Source organism: Cupriavidus phytorum, from assembly GCF_003254285.1.
Classification (GTDB): domain Bacteria; phylum Pseudomonadota; class Gammaproteobacteria; order Burkholderiales; family Burkholderiaceae; genus Cupriavidus; species Cupriavidus phytorum.
The window spans coordinates 21,578-44,559 of the sequence record NZ_QKZN01000001.1; the positions used below are offsets into that span (position 1 = coordinate 21,578).

Here is a 22,982-nt window from a genome sequence, read left to right on the forward strand (position 1 = left end):
TAGCTTGCAGGCGCCGCCGGGAGGCCGCATCTTACCAAATCGCCCATGTCGACACATAATCGACAGCCGCTGATGTGCCCCTGCGGTGTTGGACTGATCGCATGTCAGTCTTTTGTGACTCCCTTAGTAAATACTTAAATACCTGCCTTGCGACAATGGCTTAATTTCTCACCTTTTTTGATTGTGCAAACACTCGCAGCAATAATGCGATCCGGCGCATGGTTCGTGGTGGCAGGAACGATCGCGTCGGCCCAGCCAGCGTGGGCCGGCTACCCGGACCAACCCATCACCATCGTCGTGCCTTATCCTCCGGGAGGGCCGGCGGATCTGATGGCGCGCCCGCTCGGCGACGGACTGCAGACCGCGCTGGGCGTGCCTGTGGTGCTTCAATACAAGCCAGGCGCGGGCGGACAGATCGCCTTGCGCCATGTACAACGCGCCAGGAACGATGGCTATACCCTCGTGCTCGCCCTGGCTGCCTACGCCATCGGGCCACTCGTGAGCCGGTCGGCCGGCTACGACCCAGTCAGTGATTTCCAGCCGGTTTCTCTGCTGGCAAAGCAACCATTGGTTCTGTATGTGGGCGCCACTTCGGAAATCACTTCTGTATCCGACCTGATCGTGCGCGCGAAGTCCCGCCCGGTGACCGTGGCATCGTCCGGATACGGAAATACCAGCCATCTCGCCATTGAGTTGCTCTCGCAATCCGCCTCGATTCGAGTGACCCATGTGCCGTACCACGGCGGCGTCCAGGCGGTCATGGCAGCGATCAGCGGTGACGTGGACGCGGTGTTCGCGGGCGCCGATAGTCTCAGGCACGTCAAATCCGGGAAGTTGCGGGCACTGGCGATTGCGAACGACACGCGTCTGCCAATCGCGCCCGAGACGCCCACCTTTGCGGAGGCAGGGTTGCGGAACATGCTGGTCACCGGGTGGTATGGCGTTCTGGCTCCCAAGGGCACCGCGCGGGAAAGAATCGAGAAACTCGATCTGGCGGTGAAGCATGTCCTGTCCGATTTGTCGAAGAACGAGGTACTTTCAGGTTACGGTTTCAAGGTCGTGCACGCGGGCCCTGCGGATTTCCAAGGGTTTATTCGACAGGAACTGGCTCGCTGGAGCAGGCTGGTCGCTGACCGCAACCTGGTTGCGGACGAGACAGACAGTGGCAAGGCGGGAGTCGCCGGTAATCTTCGACGGTGAAAATGGGATCCCCGCCGACCGGGGTGCGAGGTAAATCCGGTCGAACAACCTGATTCGTCCCACTGGCATCAGCGTGCGCAAGCTGTCTTCGTCCTGCCGCATGCGAATGCAACAACAATTCCATGCAATGGAATTGCAGGGCTGTGCAACCGCCCGCCACAGCCTAAGCTCCCTGTAACAAAGAAACGCGCCCGTTGCATGCAGTCCGATGCTTGCGGCGTTCCGACTTGTTCCAGGAGACACAGCATGCACCCGTCCCGTACCGGGCTCTTCCGCTGGCTTGCCACGGCAGCCATCCCATCCCTCATCGCCGCGGCCGCGCCCTTGCCCGCACTCGCCGCCTTCCCCGACAAGCCCATCCGCCTGGTGGTGCCGTTCGCCGCCGGCGGCGGCACGGACCTGGTGGCGCGGGCGATGGGCGTCACCATGGGCGAGGAGCTGGGCCAGCCCGTCGTCGTCGAGAACAAGCCCGGCGGCGGCACCATCATCGGCACCGATGCGGTGGCCAAGAGTCCGCCCGACGGCTACACGCTGGTGATGGCGACCATGGCGCACGCGGTCAACCCCAGCCTGCACAAGAAGCTGCCGTTCGATACGGAGAAGGCGTTCGCGCCGGTGATGCTGGTGGGCCGCTCGCCCAACGTGCTGGTGGTGAAGCCGGATAGCCCCATCAAGAACGTGCAGGACCTGGTCAAGGCTGCCAAGGCCAGTCCGGGCAAGCTGAACTATGCCTCGCAAGGCCCCGGCACCTCGGCGCACCTGGCCGGCGAGTTGTTCAAGAAGATGGCCAGGGTCGAGATGAACCACATTCCTTACCGTGGCGCCGGCCCGGCGATCACTGACCTGCTTGGCGGGCAGGTCGATGTGATGTTCGCCACCGCCGCAGCGGTCGCACCGCACCTGCACAGCGGCAAGCTGCGCGCGGTGGCGGTGACGACCGCGCAGCGCTCGCAGGCGCCGGCATTGAGCCAGGTGCCGACGATCGCGGAAAGCGGTGTGCCGAACTACGCGGCGGATAGCTGGTATGGCCTGTTCGTGCCCGCGGGCACGCCGCCCGCGGTGATCACGCGGTTGAACGCCGCGGCCAGGAAAGCCGTGCATACCGAGGCGTTCCGCAAGCGCGCCGAGCAGGAGGGGCTTGCCATCGGTGGCGGCACGCCGGACGAGTTCGGCCGCTACGTCAAGGCCGAGAGCGTGCGCTGGAGCAAGGTGATCCAGGAAGCCAACATCACCGCCGACTGAACGCGGCACTAGTGCGGAACCGATTGCACACACCGAACCGACACGACCATGAACAACTATTCCCTGATTGAACTGAAGATCGAAGCCGGCATCGCGCTGCTTGCCTTCAACCGCCCCGACAAGCGCAATGCCATCAGCGACGACATGCGCTCGGAGTTCATCGACGCGCTCGAGCGCGTGGCGGCGGACCGGGCCATCCGCGCGCTGGTGCTTACCGGCAACGGCAAGGGCTTCTGCGCCGGCGGCGACGTCGCCGGCATGCAGCGCCGCATGGAGGCGCCGCAGGGCGAGGTAGGCTTCAATGGCTGGAGCCGCCAGCAGCGCGTCCATCACACCGTCAAGCTGCTCCACACCATGCCCAAGCCGACCATCGCCGCGGTCAACGGTGCCGCGGCGGGGCTCGGTGCCGATACCGCGCTTTGCTGCGATTTCGTGCTGGCGTCCGAGGCGGCGTCGTTCTCGTGGTCCTATATCCATCGGGGCCTGATCCCGGACGGTGGTGGCATGTACTTCCTGCCGCGCCGCGTGGGGCTGTCGACCGCCAAGGAACTGGTCTTCACGGGCCGCAAGGTGGAGGCGCAGGAGGCCAAGGCGCTTGGCATTGCCGACCGCCTTAGCGAGCCCGACGCGCTGATTGGCGATGCGCTGGCCTGGGCGGCGGAGCTGAGCCGGGGCTCGGCCACCGCGATCGCGCTCGGCAAGAGCATCATGAACCAGTCGTTCGAACTGCCTGCCGACCAGGTCTTTGCCCAGGGCAGCCAAGCGCAGGGCATCTGCTATACCAGCACGGCGCACCGCGAATCCGTGCTGGCTTTCCTGAACCAGAGCGCGGCCCGAGCCTGACACCATGAATGCGATCCAACGACTTGTCACGCCGCGCAGCGTTGCCGTGATCGGCGCTTCCGCCGATCCCGCCAAGACCGCCGGCCGCCCGGTTTCCTACCTGCGCAAGCACGGCTTCAGCGGGGCGATCTACCCGGTCAACCCCAAGGTCGAGTCGATCGACGGGCTGCGCTGCTATCCCGACATTGCCTCGCTCCCCGAAGTGCCGGACGTCGGCATCGTGCTGCTGGGCGCTGAACGGGCCCACCTCGCGGTGCGCGACCTGGCGGCGCGCGGCGCGGGCGCGGCGATCGTGCTGGCGAGCGGCTATACCGAGACCGGCGCCGAGGGCGCGCGGCGCCAGGCCCAGCTGATCGAGGCGGCCGGCGGCATGCGCCTGCTCGGGCCCAATACCATCGGCCTGGTCAACCTGACCGACAACATCCCGCTGTCGGCCAGCGGCGCGCTGGAGATGGACCAGTTCCCGGCCGGTAGCATCGGCGTGGTGTCGCAAAGCGGAGGCATCCTCGGCGCCTTGCTGTCGCGTGCCGCGGCGCGCGGCATCGGCCTGTCCAAGCTGGTGTCGACCAGCAATGAGGTCGACCTGGATCTGGCCGACTTTATCGACTACCTCGCCGATGACGAGGCCACCCGCGTGATCGCGCTGTATGTCGAGAGCGTGCGCAACCCGGAAGCCTTCCGCCGCGCCGCGCTGAAGGCGGCGCGCGCGGGCAAGCCGGTGGTGGCGTTCAAGATCGGCCGCTCCGAAAGCGGCGCGCGCGCCGCGGTGTCGCATACCGGTGCGCTGGCCGGTGCGGACCGCATGTATGACGCGCTGTTCGAACAAGTTGGCGTGATGCGCGCGCAGACCTTCGCCGATCTGCTCGACATGCCCGTCGCACTGGCGACCGGGCGCAAGCTGCGCGGCAACCGTGTCGCGATCCTGACCTCGACCGGCGGCGCCGGCACGCTGGTCTCCGACAGCCTGGGCGTGGCCGGCTTCGAGACACCGGCACCGGACGAAGCCACCGCGGCAAAGCTGCGCGCGCTGCAGCAGGGCGAGCACGCGGCGCTCGACCGCAATCCGATCGATGTGACCCTCGCCGGCCTGCAGCCCGAGCTGTTGCGCGCCGCGATCCGCATCCTGCTCGACAGCCCGAGCTATGACGCGGTGGCGGTGATCGTGGGCTCGTCCAGCCTGGCCATGCCGGACCTGATGGCCAATGCCATCCGGGACTGCCTGCCCGGCAGCGACAAGCCGGTGATCGCGTACGTGAGCCCGCATGCGCCGGAAGTGACATCGCTGCTCAACCGTCGTGGCGTGCCGGCGTTTTCGGCACCGGAGGCGTGTACGGTGGCGATCGACGCGATGCTGCGCGCGGGGAGGCTCGGCGGGGTCGACGATGCGGGCACGCCCACGCTGCCGTTGCCCGACCTCGCGGCCTATGGCACCGGCTCGCTCGACGAGGCCGCGGCCAAGCGCCTGTTTGCCGGCTTCGGCGTGCCGGTCGCAAGGGAAGTGGTGGTGGCCGATGGCGACGAGGCCACGGCGGCGGCACAGGCTTTCGGCGGCAATGTCGTGTTGAAGATCCTGTCGGCCGAGATCACGCACAAGAGCGATGTCGGCGGCGTGGCCGTCAATGTCGCACCGGCGGAGGTGGCGAGCCGGCTGACGAGGATGGCAGGCGATGTGCAGGCGGCCACGGGAATCGCGCCGCGGCGCTTCCTGGTGCAGGAAATGGTCAAGGGCGGCGTCGAAGTGATTCTAGGCATGCACCGCGACGCGCTCGGCACCGCGATCCTGCTCGGCATGGGCGGCGTGACCGCCGAGCTGTTCGGCGATACCACCTTGCGGCTGCTGCCGGGCGCGCGTGGATTGACTCGGCAGGCTGCGCTGGCGATGATCGGGCGCCTGACGACCGCACCGCTGCTGCAGGGCTTCCGTGGCCGCCCGCAGGCCGATGTGGAGGCGCTGGCCGATGCCATCGTCGCGTTCTCGCGCATGGTCGCCACGCTGGGCGAGCAGCTGGTCGAGGCGGAGATCAATCCCGTCTTCGTGCTGCCCGCAGGGCAGGGCGTGGTGGCCGCCGACGGCGTGGCGGTGCTGGCCGGCGACGACAAGCATTGACGGGTACGGACATGTGCAGCGCGCGCAAGGATGTGCTGGTGACTTCGGTCGATGGCTGCGACGTCGTCTGGCGCAGCTTTGGCGAAGGCCCGGCAACCGTGCTGCTGCATGGCGGCCATGGCAACTGGCAGCACTGGGCGCGCAATATCGGGCCGTGGTCCCGCACCCGCCGGCTGCTGGTGCCGGACATGCCAGGCTTTGGCGAATCGGGTGCGGCGCCGCGCGCCGACCTGCCGGGACTGGTCGAGGTGCTGGCCCGGTCGCTGGCGCAGCTGTCGCTTGGCCGTATCGACGTGGTGGGATTTTCCTTCGGCGCGCTGGTGGCGGCGCATCTCGCCACCGGCGATGGCACTGGCGATGCCGAAGTCGGCCGGCTGGCGTTGCTCGGGCCGGCAGGCCACGGCGGTCCGCGCCGGATGGCGCGGGAGTTGCGCGACTGGCGCCGCTGTCCGGATCCGCAGGCGCTTGCAGAGGCCATGCGCCACAACCTGGCAGCCTTCATGATCAACGACCCCGCCGCCATCGACAGCGAAGCGGTGACCATCCACACGCGGGCCTGTCGCGCGACGCGCTTCCACAGCAAGTCGATCTCGCGCGCGGGCGGATTGCAGCAGGCGCTGGCGCGCTTTCCCGGCCCGGTATGGATGATCTGGGGCGAAGCCGATGTCACCATGTCGCCGGAAGCGCTTGCCGCGATCGCCCGCGACTCGCGCGGTGCATCGGCCGATGCACCGCAGGTCCGTGTCAGCGTGGTGCCCGGCGCCGGGCATTGGGTCCAGTACGAGGCCCATGCGCAAGTCAACGCACTGCTGCAGCCCTGGCTGCAGCAATCCGCAGGCATGCCGGCGCAGGCCGGCTGAGGAGAATCCATCTTGCACGCAACCGAAGCCTTCGGGCCCTTCTTCAGTACGATCAAGGCAGGGCCGCTAGCCCCCGAGGTGCTGCATCATGCGAAGCGCGCGCTGGTCGACTGGCACGCGGCACTGTTCCCCGGCATCGGCACCGACCCGGTCCAGCGCCTGCAGGGCGTGCTGGCAGAAGAGCTTGGCCGCGGCAACGCCATGCTGCCGATGAGGAAACGCGCCACCGCGCGAGCCGCGGCGCTGCTCAATGGCGCTGCCGCCCACGCGGCGGAGATCGACGACAGTTTCCGTGACGCGATGTATCACCCCGGTGCAGCGACCATCGCCGCCGCCATGGCAGCCGCGCAGGACGTGGGCGCCAGCGGCGAGACGCTGCTCAAGGCCATCGTGGTGGGCTACGAGGTATCGACGCGCATCGGCGTGGTGCTGGGCCGGGCCCACTATCGCTTCTGGCACAGCACCGCCACCGTCGGCACCTTCGGCGCGGCGGCGGCTGCGGCCTTCCTTTATGGCGCAAGCGAGGCGCAGCTGGCCCATGCGCTGGCCACCGCGGCGACCTTTGCCGCCGGACTGCAGCAGGCGTTCCGCATGGACTCGATGTCCAAGCCGCTGCACGCGGGCCGCGCCGCGGAGGGCGGGCTGCTTGCCGCCCGCGCCGCCGTTGCCGGCATCACCGGTTCGCTCGATGTGCTCGACGGTGAGACCGGCATGGGGCGGGCGATGTCGGATGGCCCCGACTGGAACGGGCTGGCCTCGACGCTCGGGCAGGACTTCCATATTTGCCGGCTGACCTTCAAGAACCACATTGGCTGCGGCCATACCTTCGCGGCCATCGACGGCGCGCTGGCGCTGAAAGCGCAGCTCGGCATCGAAACCGCCCAGATCCGCCGCATCCGCGTCGCCACCTATCGTCCGGCGCTGGATATCGCCTGCTATCTGGATCCCCGGAACGAAAACGAAGCCAGGTTCAGCCTCAGGTTCATCGTCGCCGCCGCGCTGGTGCATGGCAGCGTGCGACTGTCGGCTTATACACCGGAACGGTTGCGGGACCGCGAGACGCGCCGGCTGATGGACTGCATGACGGTCGAGGTCGACCCCGTCATCGACGGCTGGTTTCCTGGCAAGCGCGCGGCAAGGATCGAGTTCGAAACCGCGGACGGAGCCACGGCGGACTACCTGCAGCCCAACCGCAAGGGCGATCCGGAGGATCCGTTGACCGACGCCGACCTCGACGGCAAGCTGATGGAACTGGCGTCGCCGGTGATCGGCGCAGATGGCGCGCGCCGGCTGGCGCAGCAGATCTGGAGCGTCGAGACGGCGCCGGCGGTCACGCTGTTTGGCTAGTGGACAGGACAAGCTGCGCGGATATGCTACGGTGCCTGCGATGCGGCAGGCCGCCGGCACGCACAGTCGCGCCGGGCGCTGGATGCCGCCTTCCAACCGTATGATGGCAAGCAGCAACTCCGGGTCATGGCAAACAGCATCGTCAACACCGAACGGATCAAGCCCGGCAAGGGCAAGGCCACGCCCAACCGCTCGCTCGAACGTGGCATTGCCGTGCTGCGAGCCTTCCGTGCCGGCTCCTCCGTGCTCGGCAATGGCGAGATCGCCGAGCGTACCGGGCTGTCGCGCTCGACGGTCAGCCGCCTGACGCAATCGCTGGTCGAGACCGGCATGCTCGAGTACATCCCGGCATCCCGCGCCTACCGCCTGGGTGTGCCGGTCCTCTGCATGGCGCACGCGATGCGAGACAGCTCGCAGGTCCTCAAGGCGGCCACGCCGATGATGGTCGAGGTCGCCATGCAGCACCGCATCAATGTCGGGCTGGCGGTGGCCGAGGCCGACGAGATGGTCTACCTGGAATCGTTCCGCTACAACCGGCGCCAGTCGCTGCGCACGGTGGTGAGCGGACAGCGCATCCCGATGGCGCTGACCTCCCTCGGCCGCGCGCATCTTGCCACGCTGTCCCCCGAAGCCTTCAGCGCAATGATGCGGATCCTGGCGGACAAGAACCGCGGCCGGGGCTGGGGTGAACTGCGACGGCAGATCGAGGCCGCGGTGGCCTCGGTGCATGACAAGGGCTACTGCGTCGCGTCATGGCAGCCTCAGGTCGTGGCCATCGCGGCACCGATGCGCTTCGATGGCTATGCGGTCCATGTGCTGAACGTAAGCATCGCCACGCCGCAGGAGCCTGCCGCGGTCGAGGCCACGCTGGCGGCGCCGCTGATGAAGCTTGCCGCTGCGATACAGGCGCGGGTGGCGCGGGAAGCGTAGGGCATCGATCCCTGTGTGCCCTGCGGCGATCGGCTAGCGCCGAGCGATGTTTGTATGTAATATACAAAATATCACCATATCAGTGCGCGGCCACGAAGCCGCCCGCCGGAGACGCCATGCTCGACCCGTCCCTGTTCGGCCGCATGTCCTTTGCCGCCGCGACGCCGCATGCCGGGCCGCTGCCCGCCGGCCGGCACCGGCTTGGCGTAGTCGAGGAACGCGATGCCGTGCTGTTCGTCCCGGACGGACTGCCAGCCCAGGCGCCGGTGCCCCTGATGGTCATGTTCCACGGCGCCGGCGGCTTCCCCGAAAAAGTCCTCCCGCATCTCGAAGCCCATGCGCAGCGGCACCGCTTCCTGGTGCTGGCGCCGCATTCGCTCTATCCGACCTGGGACATCGTCATCGGCGGCAACGGGCCGGACCTGCAGCGGCTGCACCAGGCCCTGGGCACGGTGACATCGCGCTACCGGATCGATCCGCAGCGGCTGGCCTTTGCCGGATTCTCGGATGGCGCCAGCTATGCGCTGTCGCTGGGCCTTACCAATGGCGACATCGCCAGCCATGTGATCGCGTTTTCCGGCGGCTTCATGTCGGTGTTCATGCAGACCGGCATTCCCAAGGTGTTCGTCGCGCATGGGCTGGCGGATGAACAATTGCCGATTGCCAGCGGGCGCGCGCATGCGGCCAAGCTGCGCGCCGCGGGCTATGACGTGGAGTACGTCGAGTTCGACGGGCCGCATGTCATCCATGCGCCGGTGGTCGAGCGCGCGATCGATTTCTTCCTGCAGTGAAACCCTGGCCGCTGGCCGGGCGCGGCCACGCCATTGAACGGGAGTGCGGTACATGGATTTCGAGATTCCGGAGGCGCTGATCCATCCCCTGCTGGCGATGATCGAAACCGGTTCGCCGCTGGCCCGGCAGCTGCAGCAGCATGGCGTGTGCCACGGCAATATGCTGGTGTCGAGCAAGCTGTTCGACGCGCACGCGCTCAGTTCGCTCTATACGCTCAGCAAGACCCAGAACGAGCGCGCGCTGATGTTCCAGATGCTGGCGCTGGACAACATCTACAACGCGCCGCAGGCACGCGTGATTCCGGGGCTGGACCAGCTGGTGGCGGGGCTGGCCGCCTACCTGTCGCGCGATGCGATCGACGGCTGGCTGTACCAGCGCAACCGCGACGGCGTGCTGCTGCCCTGGCTGGTGCGCCGCATGCGTTATGTCTTGCCCGAGCAGGGCATGGCCTACGTGGTGGTGGACCTGCTCGCCAATACGATGCAGTCGGCCAACTCGGCGCTGACCGACCATCACCTGCGCCGCTCGGGCATGACCACGTCGATGGTGATCACGCGCGACGATATCGCCAACCGCACCATCCCGGAGTTGCTGGCCGAATTCGGCTTCTACAAGGAGTGCGCGGAATTCCGCCAGGAATATGAACAGCACGCGCAGCGCTTCGTGCGCTTCCAGCGCGGCTTCGGCGCGCAGTTCGTGGCGACGCGCGCGGCGTTCTCGGTCGATGCCAAGGGGGCGGCGGAGCTGATCCCGATTGCCGATGTCGCCGGCGCGCGCTGCGTGAACGACGAGGAGCGGCTGGAGCGCCGTTTCGAGATGACATGCGATCCGTCGTTCTGGCGTGAGGCGGGCATCATGGAAGGCTTCGAGCGCGTGCCGCTGCACGGCTACGTGCACCTGTTCCACCTGGAGTGGCACCGCAATATCTGGGTCCACGTGCAGCACCTGGCCGAGTACCGCTACCAGCCCGCGCTGCGCGACAAGCTGGTGCTGCCCGCGCACCACCGCGACCTGATCGACATCCTGACCTCGCACATGGACATGCTGGCGCCGGACTTCGTGCCGGGCAAGTCGGGCGGCACCACCATCCTGTGCCAGGGCGCGCCCGGACTGGGCAAGACGCTGACCGCCGAGGTCTATGCCGAGGTGGTCGGCAAGCCGCTGTACCGCGTGCACTCGGGGCAGCTGGGCACCACCGCGGCGTCGGTGGGAGCGACGCTGATGACCATCCTGCGCCGCGCCATGCGCTGGAACGCGATCCTGCTGCTGGACGAGGCCGACGTCTATATCCGCCGCCGCGACAACGACCTCGAGCACAATGCCATCGTCGCCGAGTTCCTGCGCACGCTGGAGTACTTCAGCGGCCTGCTGTTCATGACCACCAACCGCATCGGCGATGTCGACGATGCCATCCTGTCGCGCTGCATCGCCACTATCCACTACACCACGCCGTGCCGCGAGGATGCCGTGCGGCTGTGGCGGCTGCAGGCGGCGCAGTTCGGCGCGGAACTGGACGATGCGCTGATCGATGCGCTGACCGACGCCTACCCCACCGCGAGCGGGCGCGACATCAAGGAACTGCTGAAGCTGGCAACGCGCTACGGCAAGGCCAAGGAGATTCCGCTGTCGATGGACGTGTTCCGCCTGTGCGGGCAATTCCGCGGGATCGGCTGACCACTGCGGCATACCGGCAAGTGGGAGGGCGCGGGTATGATGGCGCATCCGTCCAGGCAACCCGCCCCTGATCCCCGATGAGCCTCGACCCCGCCGAATTGCAGGCGCTACGCCCCTACCTGTTGCGCTTCGCGCGCCTGCAGCTGCGCGACGAGGCGGTGGCCGAGGATGCCGTCTCCGAAACGCTGCTGGCCGCGCTCGAGCATCCGGAGCGCTTTGCCGGCCAGTCGGCGCTGCGCACCTACCTGGTCGGCATTCTCAAGCACAAGATCATCGACGCGCTGCGCAGCGGCAGGCGCGAGGTCAGGCTGGCGCTGGCCACCGACGGCGATGGCCAGCCGCAGTCCGATGACGACGCCTTCGACGCCCTGTTCACGCGCAACGGCCACTACCGGGATCCGCCCTCCGACTGGGGCGATCCGGAGCGCGCGTTCGAGCGCCGCGAGTTCTTCGAGATCCTGCAGCTTTGCGTGGACCGCCTGCCGGCGCGCACCGGCCGCATCTTCATGATGCGGGAATGGCTGGAGCTGGACACCGAAGAAATCTGTCAGCATTTGCAGATCAGCGCGACCAATGCCTGGGCGATGCTCTACCGGGCCCGCATGCGCCTGCGCGAATGCCTGGAACTGCACTGGTTCGGCCAGCGCGGCCGGCCCGGCAAGGCGGGTTGAGCCCGCAACGCGTCCACGCCAGCGAACCGCCACCGATCAACATGCCGGAAACCCCTCCCTCCCGCCCGCCGCGCCGGCTGCTGCCGGACTGCGAAGAGGTCCACCACCTGACCATGAAAAGCCTGGACCTGCCGCTGTCCTGGACGGAGCGGCTGCGCGTGCGCTCGCACTTGGCGATCTGTGATGCCTGCACCCGCTTCAGCGCGCAGATGCGCACGCTGCGCGAGGCCATGCACAGGCTTGGGCGCGACGAATGACAAAAGGCCAGCGCTGGCGCTGGCCTTCTTGCTGGTTTTCTATCGCTGGCGTGAGGCGTTGGCCGCTCAGGCGCGGGCGCCTTCGCCGTAGGGGTCGAACTTGCCGCTGCGGCTGCCTTCGGTAAAGGTGTCGAAGCTGCGGGCAGGCGATGCCGACACGCCGCTGCGGTCCAGGCCGGCGACGGTGCGGGCGCCGTCGGTGAAGGGGTCGGCCTTGCCGGTGCGGGCGCCGTCGGTGAACGGATCAGCCTTGCCGGCGCGGGCACCGTCGGTGAAGGCGTCGTGGCTGCGGAATTCATAACCATACTTGTCGCCCGGCACGGTGCTGCGGAAGCTGTAGCCGTACTTGTCGCCGGGCAGGGCTTCGGCGGCGGTGGCGGCCTGGGCGGCGCCCAGCGCGGCCAGGGTCAGGAGCAGGGCGGAAGCGAGGCGGGTGGTCTTGGTCATGGTGGTTCTCCGTTAGTTTGTTGAATTTGTCAGAAGGCGTTGCTTTGTGTGCGTGCCGTTCATGTACGGAACTATAGGAGTCCAGCCGGCAGCCAAGCGGGCGCTTTGCCGGATGAATTATTCAAAAATATTGAATTTGTGCGAAAGGCTCTTGGCGCCGCGGCCATGACGCAAATGTAATGACCCCGTTGCCTGACTGACCTCGGTGCGTCGGTTAAACTTGCCGCTCGCTGCCGGCCACTGTCGGTCAGCACCGCCCTCACCACTCATGCAACGCCTGCTCCTCGTTCTCCTTGCGCTCGTCCTTCCGCTCCAGTTCGCCTGGGCGGGAGCCGCGGCGTATTGCGGGCACGAGGTCGCCGCGGCCGCCAAGGCCCATTTCGGGCACCATGAGCACCGGCACCAGGCCGGCAGCGGCCAGCCGGAGCAGGCGGCCGATCCCGCGCAGGAGAAGGCCAAGCTGAACCTGGCCGATCCCGACTGCGGCGTCTGCCATATCGCCTCGCTGCCCTTCGCGCCGGCCGATGCGCAGGACGTACCCGCGCTGCGCCGGGTTGAGCAGGCGCCGCCGGTACCGCAACCGCGCTTCTCCTCGCACAGCGCGCGTGCCCCTGACCGCCCGCAGTGGCCGCGTCTCGCTTAGCCGGCGAGACGACGCTTTTGCGCAATCCGATCCCGTTTGATCGCTTGCTGACGTCATGACCGCATGACGCCAGCCGTCTCGCCGAATTTCCCCGGTTTTCTCCTGGTGCAATTCGATGCGAAGACTCTTGCTGCCGCTCGGGCTGGCGGCCGTGCTATCCAGCCCTTTCCCTGGCGTCGCGCAGACGCCGCCCCCTGCCGTGGCGCTGCCACCGTCTGCCGCGCCGGCCGGCGCACCGGCCCAGACCCTGACCCTCGATGCCGCGCTGGCGCTGGCTGAAGCCGGCAGCTTCACGCTGTCCGCCGCCGGCAAGGAGCTCGACGCCACCGAAGGCGACCTGGTCCAGTCGCGCGTGATCCCCAATCCGGAACTGGCGGTGTCGATGGAAGACACGCGCAAGGCCTCGCGCTCGACCACCGGGCAGGTCAACCTGCCGATCGAACTCGGCGGCAAGCGTGCCGCGCGCATCGGCCTGGCCGAGCGCGGGCGCGAGCTGGCGCAGGCCGAGCTGGGCAGCGCCCGCGCCGGGCTGCGCGCGACGGTGATCGCGCGCTTCTTCGGCGTGCTGGTGGCGCAGGAGCGCGTCCGCCTGGCCGAGGGCTCGGTCGGTATCGCCAGCCGGGCCGCAGACGCCGCTGGCCGGCGCGTGGCCGCGGGCAAGGTGGCGCCGCTGGAAGCCACGCGCGCCAGGGTGGAGCAGGCCAACGCCGAGCTGGAGCTGGCCGAGGCCACCGGCGCGCTGCAGTCCGCGCGCCAGTCGCTGGCGGCGCTGTGGGGCGACAGCGTGCCCCGCTTCGACCAGGCGCAGGGCGATCTCGATGCGTTGCCGTCGCGGCCCGCGCCGGCCGCGTTGCAGGCGGCGCTGGAAGACTCGCCGCTGCTCGAAGCCAGCCGCCTGGCGGCGGAGCGCAGTCGTGCCGAAGTGGCGGTGCAGCGCAGCCGCCAGTATCCCGACGTGACCGTGAGCCTGGGCGCCAAGCGCGACAACGAGGCCAACCGCAACATGGCGGTGCTGGGCGTGGCGATTCCGCTGCCGCTGTTCGATCGCAACCAGGGCAACCTGTACGCGGCGCTGCGCCGTGCCGACGGCGCGCAGGACACCCACGCCGCCACGCGCGTGCGCCTGCAGGGCGAACTGCAGCAGGCGTCGACGCAGCTGTCGGTGTCGCGCGCCGCGGCGCAGACGCTGCAGGCCTCGGTGCTGCCCGCGGCCGAGCAGGCCTACGCCGCCGCCTCGCGCGGCTTCGAGGCCGGCAAGTTCAATTTCCTCGACGTGCTGGATGCCCAGCGCACGCTGTTCCAGGCGCGCATCCGCTACCTGGACGTGCTGGCCCGCACCTATGACGCGGCCGCCAGCATCGACCGCATCCTCGGACACTGATACGGAAGCTGCAGACATGGCAATGAGCAAGCAACAACGGGCCGCCGTGGTGGCCATCCTGGTCGCTGGGCTTTTGGGCGGCGCGGCGATCCTGTTCACCGGCAAGGGCGGCAACACCAGCGGCGAGGCCGCGCACGGGCATGCCGAACATGGCGACGAGCATGGGCACGAGCACGACAAGGACGGCAAGAAGGCGGAGAACAAGGCAGGGGACAAGGCCGCTGCACATGCCGGCGCGAGCGCGCCCGCGGCGCAGCCGCAAGCCGAGGGCAAGCCGCACGTGATCGCGCTGACGCCGGCGCAGATCGAGCAGGCTGGCATCGGCATGGCCACCGCCGCGGCCGCGGCGCTGCGCAGCAGCGTCGATTTCCCCGGCGAAATCCGCTTCAACGATGACCGCACCGCGCACGTGGTGCCGCGCGTTGCAGGCGTGGCGCAGGCGGTGCCGGCCAACCTGGGCCAGGCGGTGCGCAAGGGCGAGGTGCTGGCGCTGATTGCCAGCACCACGGTGGCGGAGCAGCGCAGCGAGCTGCTGGCCGCGCAGAAGCGCGAGGCGCTGGCGCGGGCCACCTACGCGCGCGAGAAGACGCTGTGGCAGGAGAAGATCTCGGCCGAGCAGGACTACCAGCAGGCGCGCACCGCGCTGGAAGAGGCGCAGATCGCGGTGCAGAACGCGCGCCAGAAGCTTACCGCGATCGGCGCCGCCGAGCGCGGCGGCGCGCTGAACCAGTTCGCGCTGCGCGCGCCGTTCGACGGCATCGTGGTCGAGAAGCACCTGTCACTGGGCGAAGCGGTCAAGGAAGACGCCAGCGTCTTCACGGTCTCGGACCTGAGTTCGGTATGGGCCGAGTTCGTGGTGTCCGCGCGCGACCTGGACCGGGTGCGCGTGGGCGAGGCGGTCACGGTGCGCTCCAGCGCCTCCGCCACGCAGGCCGAAGGCAAGGTGTCCTATGTCGGCGCCTTGCTGGGCGAGCAGACCCGCACCGCCAAGGCGCGCGTGACGCTGGCCAACCCGGGCACGGCGTGGCGCCCCGGGCTGTTCGTCACGGTCAGCGTGCTGGGCGCGCCGGTGCAGGTGCCGGTGACGGTGGCGGCCGACGCGGTGCAGCAGGTCGATGGCCAGAGCGTGGTGTTCGTTGCGATGCCGGACGGGTTTGCGGTGCAGCCGGTCCAGACCGGGCGCACCGACGGCAAGCTGGTCGAGGTGACCCGGGGCCTGCAGGCCGGCGCGCGCTACGCCGCGGCCAACAGCTTCATCCTCAAGTCCGAGCTGGGCAAAGCCAGCGCCGGGCATGAGCACTGAGCGGGAGGCGCGCATGTTCGAACGCCTGATCCGCTTTGCCATTGCGCAACGCTGGCTGGTGCTGCTGGCGGTGCTGGGCATGGCCGCGCTGGGCCTGTACAGCTACACCCGGCTGCCGATCGACGCGGTGCCCGACATCACCAACGTGCAGGTGCAGATCAACACTGCCGCGCCGGGCTATTCGCCGCTGGAGACCGAGCAGCGCATCACGTATCCCGTCGAGACCGTGATGGCGGGCCTGCCCGGGCTGGAGCAGACCCGCTCGCTGTCGCGCTACGGGCTGTCGCAGGTGACGGTGATCTTCCGCGACGGCACCGACATCCACTTTGCGCGCCAGCTGGTCAACCAGCGCATCCAGGAAGCGCGCGACCAGCTGCCGTCCGGCATCACGCCGGCGATGGGCCCGATCTCGACCGGGCTGGGCGAGATCTACCTGTGGACGGTCGAAGCCGACCCCGGCGCGCGCAAGCCCGATGGCACCGCCTACACGCTGTCCGACCTGCGCGAGATCCAGGACTGGGTAATCCGGCCGCAGCTGCGCAACGTGCCGGGCGTGACCGAGGTCAACGCCATCGGCGGCCATGCGCGCGCCTACGTGGTGGCGCCCGACCTGGCACGCATGGCCTCGTACGGGCTGGCGCTGGCCGATGTGGTGGGCGCGCTGGAGAAGAACAACGACAACGTCGGCGCGGGCTATATCGAGCGCCGCGGCGAGCAGTACCTGGTGCGCGTGCCGGGCCAGGTGCGCTCGCTCGCAGAAATCGGCGACGTGATCGTCGGCAGCGCGCAGGGCCAGCCGATCCGCGTGCGCGACGTGGCCACGGTGCAGACCGGCGGCGAGCTGCGCACCGGCGCGGCCACCGAGAACGGCCGCGAGGTGGTGCTGGGCACGGTGTTCATGCTGATCGGCGAGAACAGCCGCGCGGTGTCGCAGGCGGTCGACCGCAAGATGGCCGAGATCAATCGCACGCTGCCGGCGGGGGTGAAGGCCGTCACCGTGTACGACCGCACCACGCTGGTCGACAAGGCCATTGCCACGGTCAAGAAGAACCTGCTGGAAGGCGCGGTGCTGGTGATCGCCATCCTGTTCCTGTTTTTGGGCAACCTGCGCGCGGCGCTGATCACCGCGCTGGTGATCCCGCTGTCGATGCTGTTCACCTTCACCGGCATGGTCCACTACCGCATCAGCGCCAACCTGATGAGCCTGGGCGCGCTGGACTTCGGCATCATCGTCGACGGCGCGGTGGTGATCGTCGAGAACTGCGTGCGCCGGCTGGCGCATGCACAGGCCAGCCGGGGCCGCGCGCTGACGCGCGACGAACGCCTGCAGGAAGTCTTTGCCGCCGCGCGCGAGGCGCGCCGGCCGCTGCTGTACGGCCAGCTGATCATCATGGTGGTGTACCTGCCGATCTTTGCGCTTACCGGGGTCGAGGGCAAGATGTTCCATCCGATGGCCTTTACCGTGGTGCTGGCGCTGCTGGGGGCGATGGTGCTGTCGGTAACCTTCGTGCCCGCGGCGGTGGCGCAGTTTATCGGCAACCGCGTGGCCGAGCGCGACAACCGGTTGATGGCGTGGGCGCGCCGCCGCTACGCGGTGCTGCTGGAGCGCGTGCTGGCGTCGACGCCGGTGGTGCTGGCCGGCGCCGGTGTCGCCGTGGTGTTGTGCCTGGCGATTGCCACGCGTCTGGGCAGCGAGTTCGTGCCCAGCCTCAACGAGGGCGACCTCGCGGTGCAGGCGCTGCGCATACCGGGCACCAGCCTGACGCAATCGGTGGCGATGCAGCAGCAGGTGGAAACCGCGCTCAAGGCCAAATTCCCGGAGATCGAGCGCATCTTTGCCCGCACCGGCACCGCGGAGATTGCCTCGGACCCGATGCCGCCGAATATCTCCGACGGCTACATCATGCTCAAGCCCGAATCGCAATGGCCCGAGCCGCGCCGCACGCGCGACGCGCTGATCGCCGCGATCCGCGTCGAGGTAGGCAAGCTGCCGGGCAACAACTACGAGTTCTCGCAACCGATCCAGCTGCGCTTCAACGAGCTGATCTCGGGCGTGCGCTCGGACGTGGCGGTCAAGGTGTTCGGCGACGACAACGCCGTGCTGGAGCAGACCGCCAACCGCATCGCCGCGGTGCTGCAGGGCATTCCCGGCGCGGCCGAGGTCAAGGTCGAGCAGACCACCGGGCTGCCGATGCTGACGGTGCAGATCGACCGCAACCAGGCTGCGCGCTACGGGCTGAACCTGAGCGATATCCAGGACGCGGTGTCGATCGGCATCGGCGGCAAGGTCTCGGGCACCTTCTTCAGCGGCGACCGGCGCTTCGATATCGCGGTGCGCCTGCCCGAGTCGGTGCGTGCCGACGTCGACGCGCTGCGGCGCCTGCCGGTGCCGCTGCCAAAGGATGCCGGCGCGCGCACCAGCTATATCCCGCTGAGCGAAGTCGCCAGCGTGGAGATGGCGCCGGGCCCCAACCAGGTCTCGCGCGAGAACGGCAAGCGCCGCATCGTGGTCAGCGCCAATGTGCGCGGGCGCGATATCGGCAGCTTCGTGCCCGAGGCCGAGGCCGCCATCCGCGCGCGCGTGGCGATTCCCGCCGGCTACTGGACCAGCTGGGGCGGCACCTTCGAGCAATTGCAGTCCGCCACAGCGCGGCTGCGCGTGGTAGTGCCGCTGGCGCTTGGGCTGGTGTTCGTGCTGCTGTTCGCCATGTTCGGCAACGTCAAGGACGGGCTGCTGGTCTTCACCGGCATTCCGTTCGCGCTGACCGGCGGCATCCTGGCGCTGTGGCTGCGCGGCATCCCGTTGTCGATCTCGGCGGCGGTGGGCTTTATCGCGCTGTGCGGGGTCGCGGTGCTCAACGGGCTGGTGATGCTGTCGTTCATCCGCTCGCTGCGCGAGGCCGGACATGGGCTCGACCATGCCATCCGCGAAGGCGCGCTGACGCGGCTGCGCCCGGTGCTGATGACAGCGCTGGTGGCCTCGCTCGGCTTCGTTCCGATGGCGCTGGCCACCGGCACCGGCGCCGAGGTGCAGCGGCCGCTGGCGACGGTGGTGATCGGCGGCATCCTGTCGTCGACGGCGCTGACGCTGCTGGTGCTGCCGGTGCTGTACCGGCTGGCGCATCGCGACGATGCGCCGGCGGCGGCGCGCGCCGACGGGCAGGTGACGACGATGGAGACGTGACGCGCGCCCGGGGCCTATTGCGGCGTGCTGCGCGGCGTGCCAGGCGGCGTGCCGGGCAGCGCGCCCGGCGTCAGCACGCTCATTCCCGAGACCCCGCTCGACGTGGTGCGGCGCTGGCTCATCAGGACACCGTTCTGGTCGAACTCGAACAGCACCGTCGAAGCGCGGATTGCGCCGCCGGCAAACAGCGGCCCGATGAAGGGGATGAAACTCTCGGGGTGGGGCTGGGAGGTGGCGAACGAATAGACCAGTATGGTCGAGCCGTCGCGCAGCGTCGCTTGCGAGGAGGGCGGGCCGAGCTGCGTGGTGACCTCGTCGAGCGTGGAGAAGCCGGGCAGGAAGTTCGACAAGTGCTCGGGCTTCACGTCGACGCCGGTGGAAACACATGCCGTCAACATGAGGCCGGCCACAACCAGTGCGTGAACACGCTTCATGTCGTCACCGCCGTACTTGGTATGGCGTTGCCGCGCGAGGCGCCCGGCACGCCGTGCTCAAAGCATACAACCAATCGGCGGGCCGCAGCGCTGTGCATTCGACGCTTCACGACACCGTGAAGCTTCCCGCCCGGCCGCGGCGGCATGATGCCGATGTGCGCCCGAACTTGCGGCGCAGCCAGCCAACACATGCGATTCGCGCCGCCATGCCAGAGACCATCACCGCCAACTTCGCCGGGATCGACCCGCTCAGCGCCGTCACGCATCCCGATCCCTACCCCTACTACCGTGAACTGGCCGCTACCCGGCCCTTCTTCCGCGAGCAAGGCCTGGGGCTGTGGGTGGCCGCCGGGCCGCGCGAAGTGGCAGCCGTGCTGGCCCATCCCGACTGCCGCGTGCGTCCGCCCGCGCAGCCGGTGCCGCCCGCGCTGGCAGGCACCGCCGCCGGTGACCTGTTCGGCCGGCTGATACGGATGAACGATGGCGCCGCGCATGCGCCGCTCAAGGCGCTACTGATGCCGATGCTGGCGGCCGTGGATCCGGGCGTCGCGGCGCAACACGCCGCCGCAATCGCGCGAATGATGGATACGGGCGAGGACGCGCACGCTGCGATGACGGCCGCATCGGTCAACCGCTGGCTTTTCGCCTTGCCGGTCGTCGCGGTGGCGTCCGTGCTAGGCCTGCCGGTGGCGCGCGACCGCGATACGGCGGACGAGGTCGCGCAGCAGGTTGCCGCCTTCGCCGCCGCCCAGTCGCCGCTGGCGGACGCGGACACCGTGCACGCCGGCGCCGAGGCGGCGCGGTGGCTGGGCACGTGGTTGGCCTCGTCGCTCGCCAGCAGCATAGCGGCTGACGGCCCGCTGCCGGCACTGCAACGCGCGGCACAGGCCGCCGGCATCGAGGCGCAGGCGGTTGCCGCCAATATCATCGGCCTGCTGGTCCAGGCCTGCGAAGCGACTGCCGGGCTCGCGGGCAATACTCTGCTGTGGCTGGGGCGCAATCCATCGGCCGGCGGGATGCCGTTGCAGGGCGTGGTGGCGCGCGTCGCGCAGGACGACCCGCCGGTGCAGAACACGCGCCGTTTTCTTGCTGCCGATACCGAGCTTTGCGGCCACGCCGTCAAGGCCGGCGACACGGTGCTGGTGCTGCTGGCCGCGGCTTCGACCAGCGGCCTTGCCGACGATGCGCGCGCATGGACCTTCGGCCACGGCCGCCATGCTTGTCCCGGCGACCGGCTGGCGCAAGCGCTGGCTGCGGCGACGGTGTCGGCGCTGCGTGCGCGCGGCGCCGATCCCGATGCGCTGGCGCGCGCATTCCGCTATCGTCCGTCGCTGAACGCGCGCATTCCGCATTTCCTTTGATCTCACGGAGACAACCATGATCGCCGTCATCTTCGAAGTCGAGCCCGCGCCGGGCCGGCAGGACACCTACCTCGACATCGCCGCGCACCTGCGCCCGCAGCTCGAGGCCATCGATGGCTTTATCTCGGTGGAGCGCTTCCAGAGCCTGACCAACCCCGGCAAGCTGCTGTCGCTGTCGTTCTTCCGCGACGAGGCCGCGGTGATCGCGTGGCGCAATACGCTGGCGCATCGCCAGGCGCAGGCCGCCGGGCGCGGCGGCGTGTTTGCCGGCTACCGGCTGCGCGTGGCGCAGGTGCTGCGCGACTACGGGCTCGATGCACGCGAGCAGGCGCCGGCGGACAGCCGCGCGGTGCACGACCGCGACGCGGGCTGAGGGCGCGGCGATGACGATGGAGTCGATCGGCACGCAGGCCGCGTTTATCGGCCTGACCTTCCTGCTGGCGGGTTTCGTCAAGGGCGTGGTCGGGCTGGGCCTGCCCACGGTGGCGGTGGGCATGCTGGGGCTGGTGATGCCGCCCGCGCAGGCCGCGGCGCTGCTGGTGGCGCCGTCGATGGTGACCAACGTGGTGCAGCTGTTCAGCGGCCCGCGCTTCGGCCAGCTGGTGCGGCGACTGTGGCCGATGCTGGCGGCGATCTGCGCCGGCACCTGGCTGTGCGCGGCACTGGTGCCGGCCGGCATGATGACGCACGCGACGTCCGCGCTGGGCGTGGCGCTGGTGCTGTACGCGGTGGTGGGGCTGGCGGCGGTAAAGCTGACGGTGCCGGCCGGCGCCGAGCGCTGGCTCGGGCCGCTGGTCGGGCTGGTCACCGGCGGCATTACCGCGGTCACGGGCGTGTTCGTGATTCCGGCCGTGCCCTACCTGCAGGGGCTGGGTCTGGACAAGGAGAGCCTGGTGCAGGCGCTGGGCCTGTCGTTCACGGTGTCGACCATTGCGCTGGCGGTCAGCCTGGCGCTGGGCGGAGCGCTGCTGCATACGCCGGTGCTTGGGGCGTCGGCGCTGGCGCTGGTGCCTGCGCTGGGCGGGATGTTCCTGGGGCAGTGGCTGCGCCACAGGATTAGTGCGGAGCGCTTTCGCAAATTGTTTTTTTGCGGGTTGCTGGTGTTGGGTGGGGAGTTGGCGATGCGGGGAGTGGGGTGAGGGATGAAGGGTCGCTACCGGGGTGTTCGCAAGCTGAGGGTTTGCTCCCCTCTCCCGCTTGCGGGAGAGGGGCGGGGGAGAGGGCCGGCCTGTGGCAAGCACGAGGCGTTCGCACTGCGTGGATGCTCTGGCCCTCTCCCCAACCCTCTCCCGCTTGCGGGAGAGGGAGTACGCCAACAGGTTTTGGAAACACGTTGGTGTTGCGTTAGGCCGTAGTCCCTCAGCGGCTCGCCTGCACCGTCCTGCCATTCAGCGGCTGCACCGGCCGCGCGTTCATCGGATAGAGCTTTCGGAACGCCGCCAATTGTGCCGGCGACACTTCCACCGGGGTCTTCAGCACCTGCCAGCGCACGTCCTCGCTGCATGGCGGCGTCGTCAGCGAACCGGTGAAGGACCAATAGGCCTGCTGCGCCGGCAGCAGCGCCGCAACGTCCAGCGGCGCAGCCAGTTCACGCGATTCGCCGGCCTTGGCCGGCAGGCTGGCGAACACCGGCTTGAGCGCTGCATTCTCGCGTCCGGACTTGAACAGCACGGCCACCACCGCCAGCTTGCCTTCGGCGTTCTGGTGCACCAGGTGCGCCACCAGCGGATAGGTCTTGCCGTTGACCTTCTCTTCGCTGGGCGTATGGAAGTGGAACTGCAACAGCTTGTACGGCACGCCGTCCAGTTCGATCTGCCCAGCCGCCGGCAGGTTGACCTGCACGGTATGGCCGTTGTTGACCACGGTGCCGGGCGCCGCGGCGTAGCCGAAGCCGATCGGCTTCAGGTCTGCGGGGCGCGCCTTGCCGGTGCGGATGTCGATCGGCGATTGGTGCTTGCCCAGCGCGCAGGTCTGGTAGGCCTGGTCCAGCTCGGCCCAGTGGCTGGTGCCGGTGGGGCCGGTGTAGCTCCAGTGCGGTTCGTTGCCGGCCCATGCGGCCGGTGCGAGCAAGGCGGCGCAGAGGGTGAAAAGCGGCAGCTTGGTGTTCATGTGTCGATGCGTCCTCGTGTTGATAAACCCCTTGTTTTCCGACGTGGTGTTATCGATCTGTCCCAGTCTTGAGTGCCGGTCCGGGCCCGGGCCGGAAATCATGCAGCAAAACTGCCGCGCGGCGAATAAGGCATTGCTGAATTCCGGTCTGCACTGCGCTTAACGCGAGTAAGGGCTGCATGCCGCTGCGCGATTGA

Annotated in this window: 21 protein-coding genes; 18 read left to right on the forward strand and 3 right to left on the reverse strand. The window is 68.7% G+C overall.

Annotation, left to right across the window (positions count from 1 at the left end; genetic code table 11):
* The first annotated feature begins 204 nt into the window (after nucleotides 1-204).
* The 11 genes from C7416_RS00080 to C7416_RS00130 all read left to right on the forward strand — a co-directional run bounded on the left by C7416_RS00080 (nucleotide 205) and on the right by C7416_RS00130 (nucleotide 11,923).
* Nucleotides 205-1,200: a Bug family tripartite tricarboxylate transporter substrate binding protein gene (locus tag C7416_RS00080; protein WP_111516555.1), complete on the forward strand. Its 996-nt coding sequence runs from the start codon at nucleotides 205-207 to the stop codon at nucleotides 1,198-1,200.
* Nucleotides 1,201-1,446: 246 nt separating this feature from the next.
* Nucleotides 1,447-2,442, forward strand: a complete 996-nt coding sequence (locus tag C7416_RS00085) for a tripartite tricarboxylate transporter substrate binding protein (protein WP_111516556.1) — start codon at nucleotides 1,447-1,449, stop codon at nucleotides 2,440-2,442.
* 48 nt (nucleotides 2,443-2,490) lie between these two features.
* Complete coding sequence (locus C7416_RS00090) at nucleotides 2,491-3,285, forward strand: enoyl-CoA hydratase/isomerase family protein (protein ID WP_111516557.1); 795 nt, start codon at nucleotides 2,491-2,493, stop codon at nucleotides 3,283-3,285.
* Between the two features lie 4 nt (nucleotides 3,286-3,289).
* Nucleotides 3,290-5,392 (forward strand): acetate--CoA ligase family protein, encoded by a 2,103-nt coding sequence (locus C7416_RS00095; RefSeq protein ID WP_111516558.1) that lies wholly within the window; start codon nucleotides 3,290-3,292, stop codon nucleotides 5,390-5,392.
* On the forward strand, nucleotides 5,389-6,252 hold the full coding sequence (locus tag C7416_RS00100; RefSeq protein WP_240988228.1) for an alpha/beta fold hydrolase: 864 nt from the start codon (nucleotides 5,389-5,391) through the stop codon (nucleotides 6,250-6,252). Before C7416_RS00095 ends, C7416_RS00100 begins: the two co-directional genes overlap by 4 nt.
* Nucleotides 6,253-6,264: 12 nt before the next feature.
* Entirely contained in the window at nucleotides 6,265-7,599 is a 1,335-nt protein-coding gene (locus C7416_RS00105; RefSeq protein WP_111516560.1) for an MmgE/PrpD family protein, read from the forward strand.
* A gap of 126 nt (nucleotides 7,600-7,725) precedes the next feature.
* Nucleotides 7,726-8,529, forward strand: a complete 804-nt coding sequence (locus C7416_RS00110; RefSeq protein ID WP_111516561.1) for an IclR family transcriptional regulator — start codon at nucleotides 7,726-7,728, stop codon at nucleotides 8,527-8,529.
* Between the two features lie 116 nt (nucleotides 8,530-8,645).
* Nucleotides 8,646-9,320: an alpha/beta hydrolase gene (locus C7416_RS00115; protein ID WP_111516562.1), complete on the forward strand. Its 675-nt coding sequence runs from the start codon at nucleotides 8,646-8,648 to the stop codon at nucleotides 9,318-9,320.
* Between the two features lie 52 nt (nucleotides 9,321-9,372).
* Entirely contained in the window at nucleotides 9,373-10,995 is a 1,623-nt protein-coding gene (locus C7416_RS00120; RefSeq protein WP_111516563.1) for an ATP-binding protein, read from the forward strand.
* A 77-nt stretch (nucleotides 10,996-11,072) separates the two neighbouring features.
* Nucleotides 11,073-11,666, forward strand: a complete 594-nt coding sequence (locus C7416_RS00125) for a sigma-70 family RNA polymerase sigma factor (protein WP_111516564.1) — start codon at nucleotides 11,073-11,075, stop codon at nucleotides 11,664-11,666.
* A gap of 41 nt (nucleotides 11,667-11,707) precedes the next feature.
* Nucleotides 11,708-11,923 carry a zf-HC2 domain-containing protein gene (locus tag C7416_RS00130; RefSeq protein ID WP_092314587.1) on the forward strand — a complete coding sequence of 72 codons (216 nt, stop codon included), beginning with the start codon at nucleotides 11,708-11,710 and terminating at the stop codon, nucleotides 11,921-11,923.
* A 66-nt stretch (nucleotides 11,924-11,989) separates the two neighbouring features.
* On the opposite strand, the gene C7416_RS00135 is transcribed toward C7416_RS00130, so the two are convergent.
* Nucleotides 11,990-12,370 carry a hypothetical protein gene (locus C7416_RS00135; RefSeq protein WP_111516565.1) on the reverse strand — a complete coding sequence of 127 codons (381 nt, stop codon included), beginning with the start codon at nucleotides 12,368-12,370 and terminating at the stop codon, nucleotides 11,990-11,992.
* A 268-nt stretch (nucleotides 12,371-12,638) separates the two neighbouring features.
* Between C7416_RS00135 and czcI the strand changes: the two genes are divergently transcribed.
* From czcI to C7416_RS00155, 4 genes are all read left to right on the forward strand, one after another.
* Nucleotides 12,639-13,013 (forward strand): cation efflux protein, CzcI family, encoded by a 375-nt coding sequence (czcI, locus tag C7416_RS00140; protein WP_111516566.1) that lies wholly within the window; start codon nucleotides 12,639-12,641, stop codon nucleotides 13,011-13,013.
* Between the two features lie 115 nt (nucleotides 13,014-13,128).
* Complete coding sequence (locus C7416_RS00145; protein ID WP_111516567.1) at nucleotides 13,129-14,394, forward strand: TolC family protein; 1,266 nt, start codon at nucleotides 13,129-13,131, stop codon at nucleotides 14,392-14,394.
* A gap of 16 nt (nucleotides 14,395-14,410) precedes the next feature.
* Nucleotides 14,411-15,697, forward strand: coding sequence for an efflux RND transporter periplasmic adaptor subunit (locus C7416_RS00150; RefSeq protein ID WP_111516568.1), 1,287 nt, complete (start codon nucleotides 14,411-14,413; stop codon nucleotides 15,695-15,697).
* Between the two features lie 13 nt (nucleotides 15,698-15,710).
* The gene (locus C7416_RS00155) at nucleotides 15,711-18,881 is read left to right on the forward strand and encodes a CusA/CzcA family heavy metal efflux RND transporter (protein ID WP_111516569.1); all 3,171 of its coding nucleotides are present in this window, start codon (nucleotides 15,711-15,713) and stop codon (nucleotides 18,879-18,881) included.
* A 14-nt stretch (nucleotides 18,882-18,895) separates the two neighbouring features.
* Here the strand turns inward: C7416_RS00155 and C7416_RS00160 are convergent, their stop codons facing one another.
* Nucleotides 18,896-19,315, reverse strand: coding sequence for an META domain-containing protein (locus C7416_RS00160; protein WP_111516570.1), 420 nt, complete (start codon nucleotides 19,313-19,315; stop codon nucleotides 18,896-18,898).
* Nucleotides 19,316-19,521: 206 nt separating this feature from the next.
* Between C7416_RS00160 and C7416_RS00165 the strand changes: the two genes are divergently transcribed.
* The 3 genes from C7416_RS00165 to C7416_RS00175 are packed head-to-tail and all read left to right on the forward strand — an operon-like array spanning nucleotide 19,522 to nucleotide 21,815.
* Entirely contained in the window at nucleotides 19,522-20,676 is a 1,155-nt protein-coding gene (locus tag C7416_RS00165; protein WP_111516571.1) for a cytochrome P450 family protein, read from the forward strand.
* A 16-nt stretch (nucleotides 20,677-20,692) separates the two neighbouring features.
* The gene (locus C7416_RS00170; protein ID WP_111516572.1) at nucleotides 20,693-21,049 is read left to right on the forward strand and encodes an antibiotic biosynthesis monooxygenase family protein; all 357 of its coding nucleotides are present in this window, start codon (nucleotides 20,693-20,695) and stop codon (nucleotides 21,047-21,049) included.
* A 10-nt stretch (nucleotides 21,050-21,059) separates the two neighbouring features.
* On the forward strand, nucleotides 21,060-21,815 hold the full coding sequence (locus C7416_RS00175) for a sulfite exporter TauE/SafE family protein (protein WP_111516573.1): 756 nt from the start codon (nucleotides 21,060-21,062) through the stop codon (nucleotides 21,813-21,815).
* Between the two features lie 220 nt (nucleotides 21,816-22,035).
* On the opposite strand, the gene C7416_RS00180 is transcribed toward C7416_RS00175, so the two are convergent.
* Entirely contained in the window at nucleotides 22,036-22,785 is a 750-nt protein-coding gene (locus C7416_RS00180) for a carbonic anhydrase (protein WP_111516574.1), read from the reverse strand.
* Nucleotides 22,786-22,982: the final 197 nt, after the last annotated feature.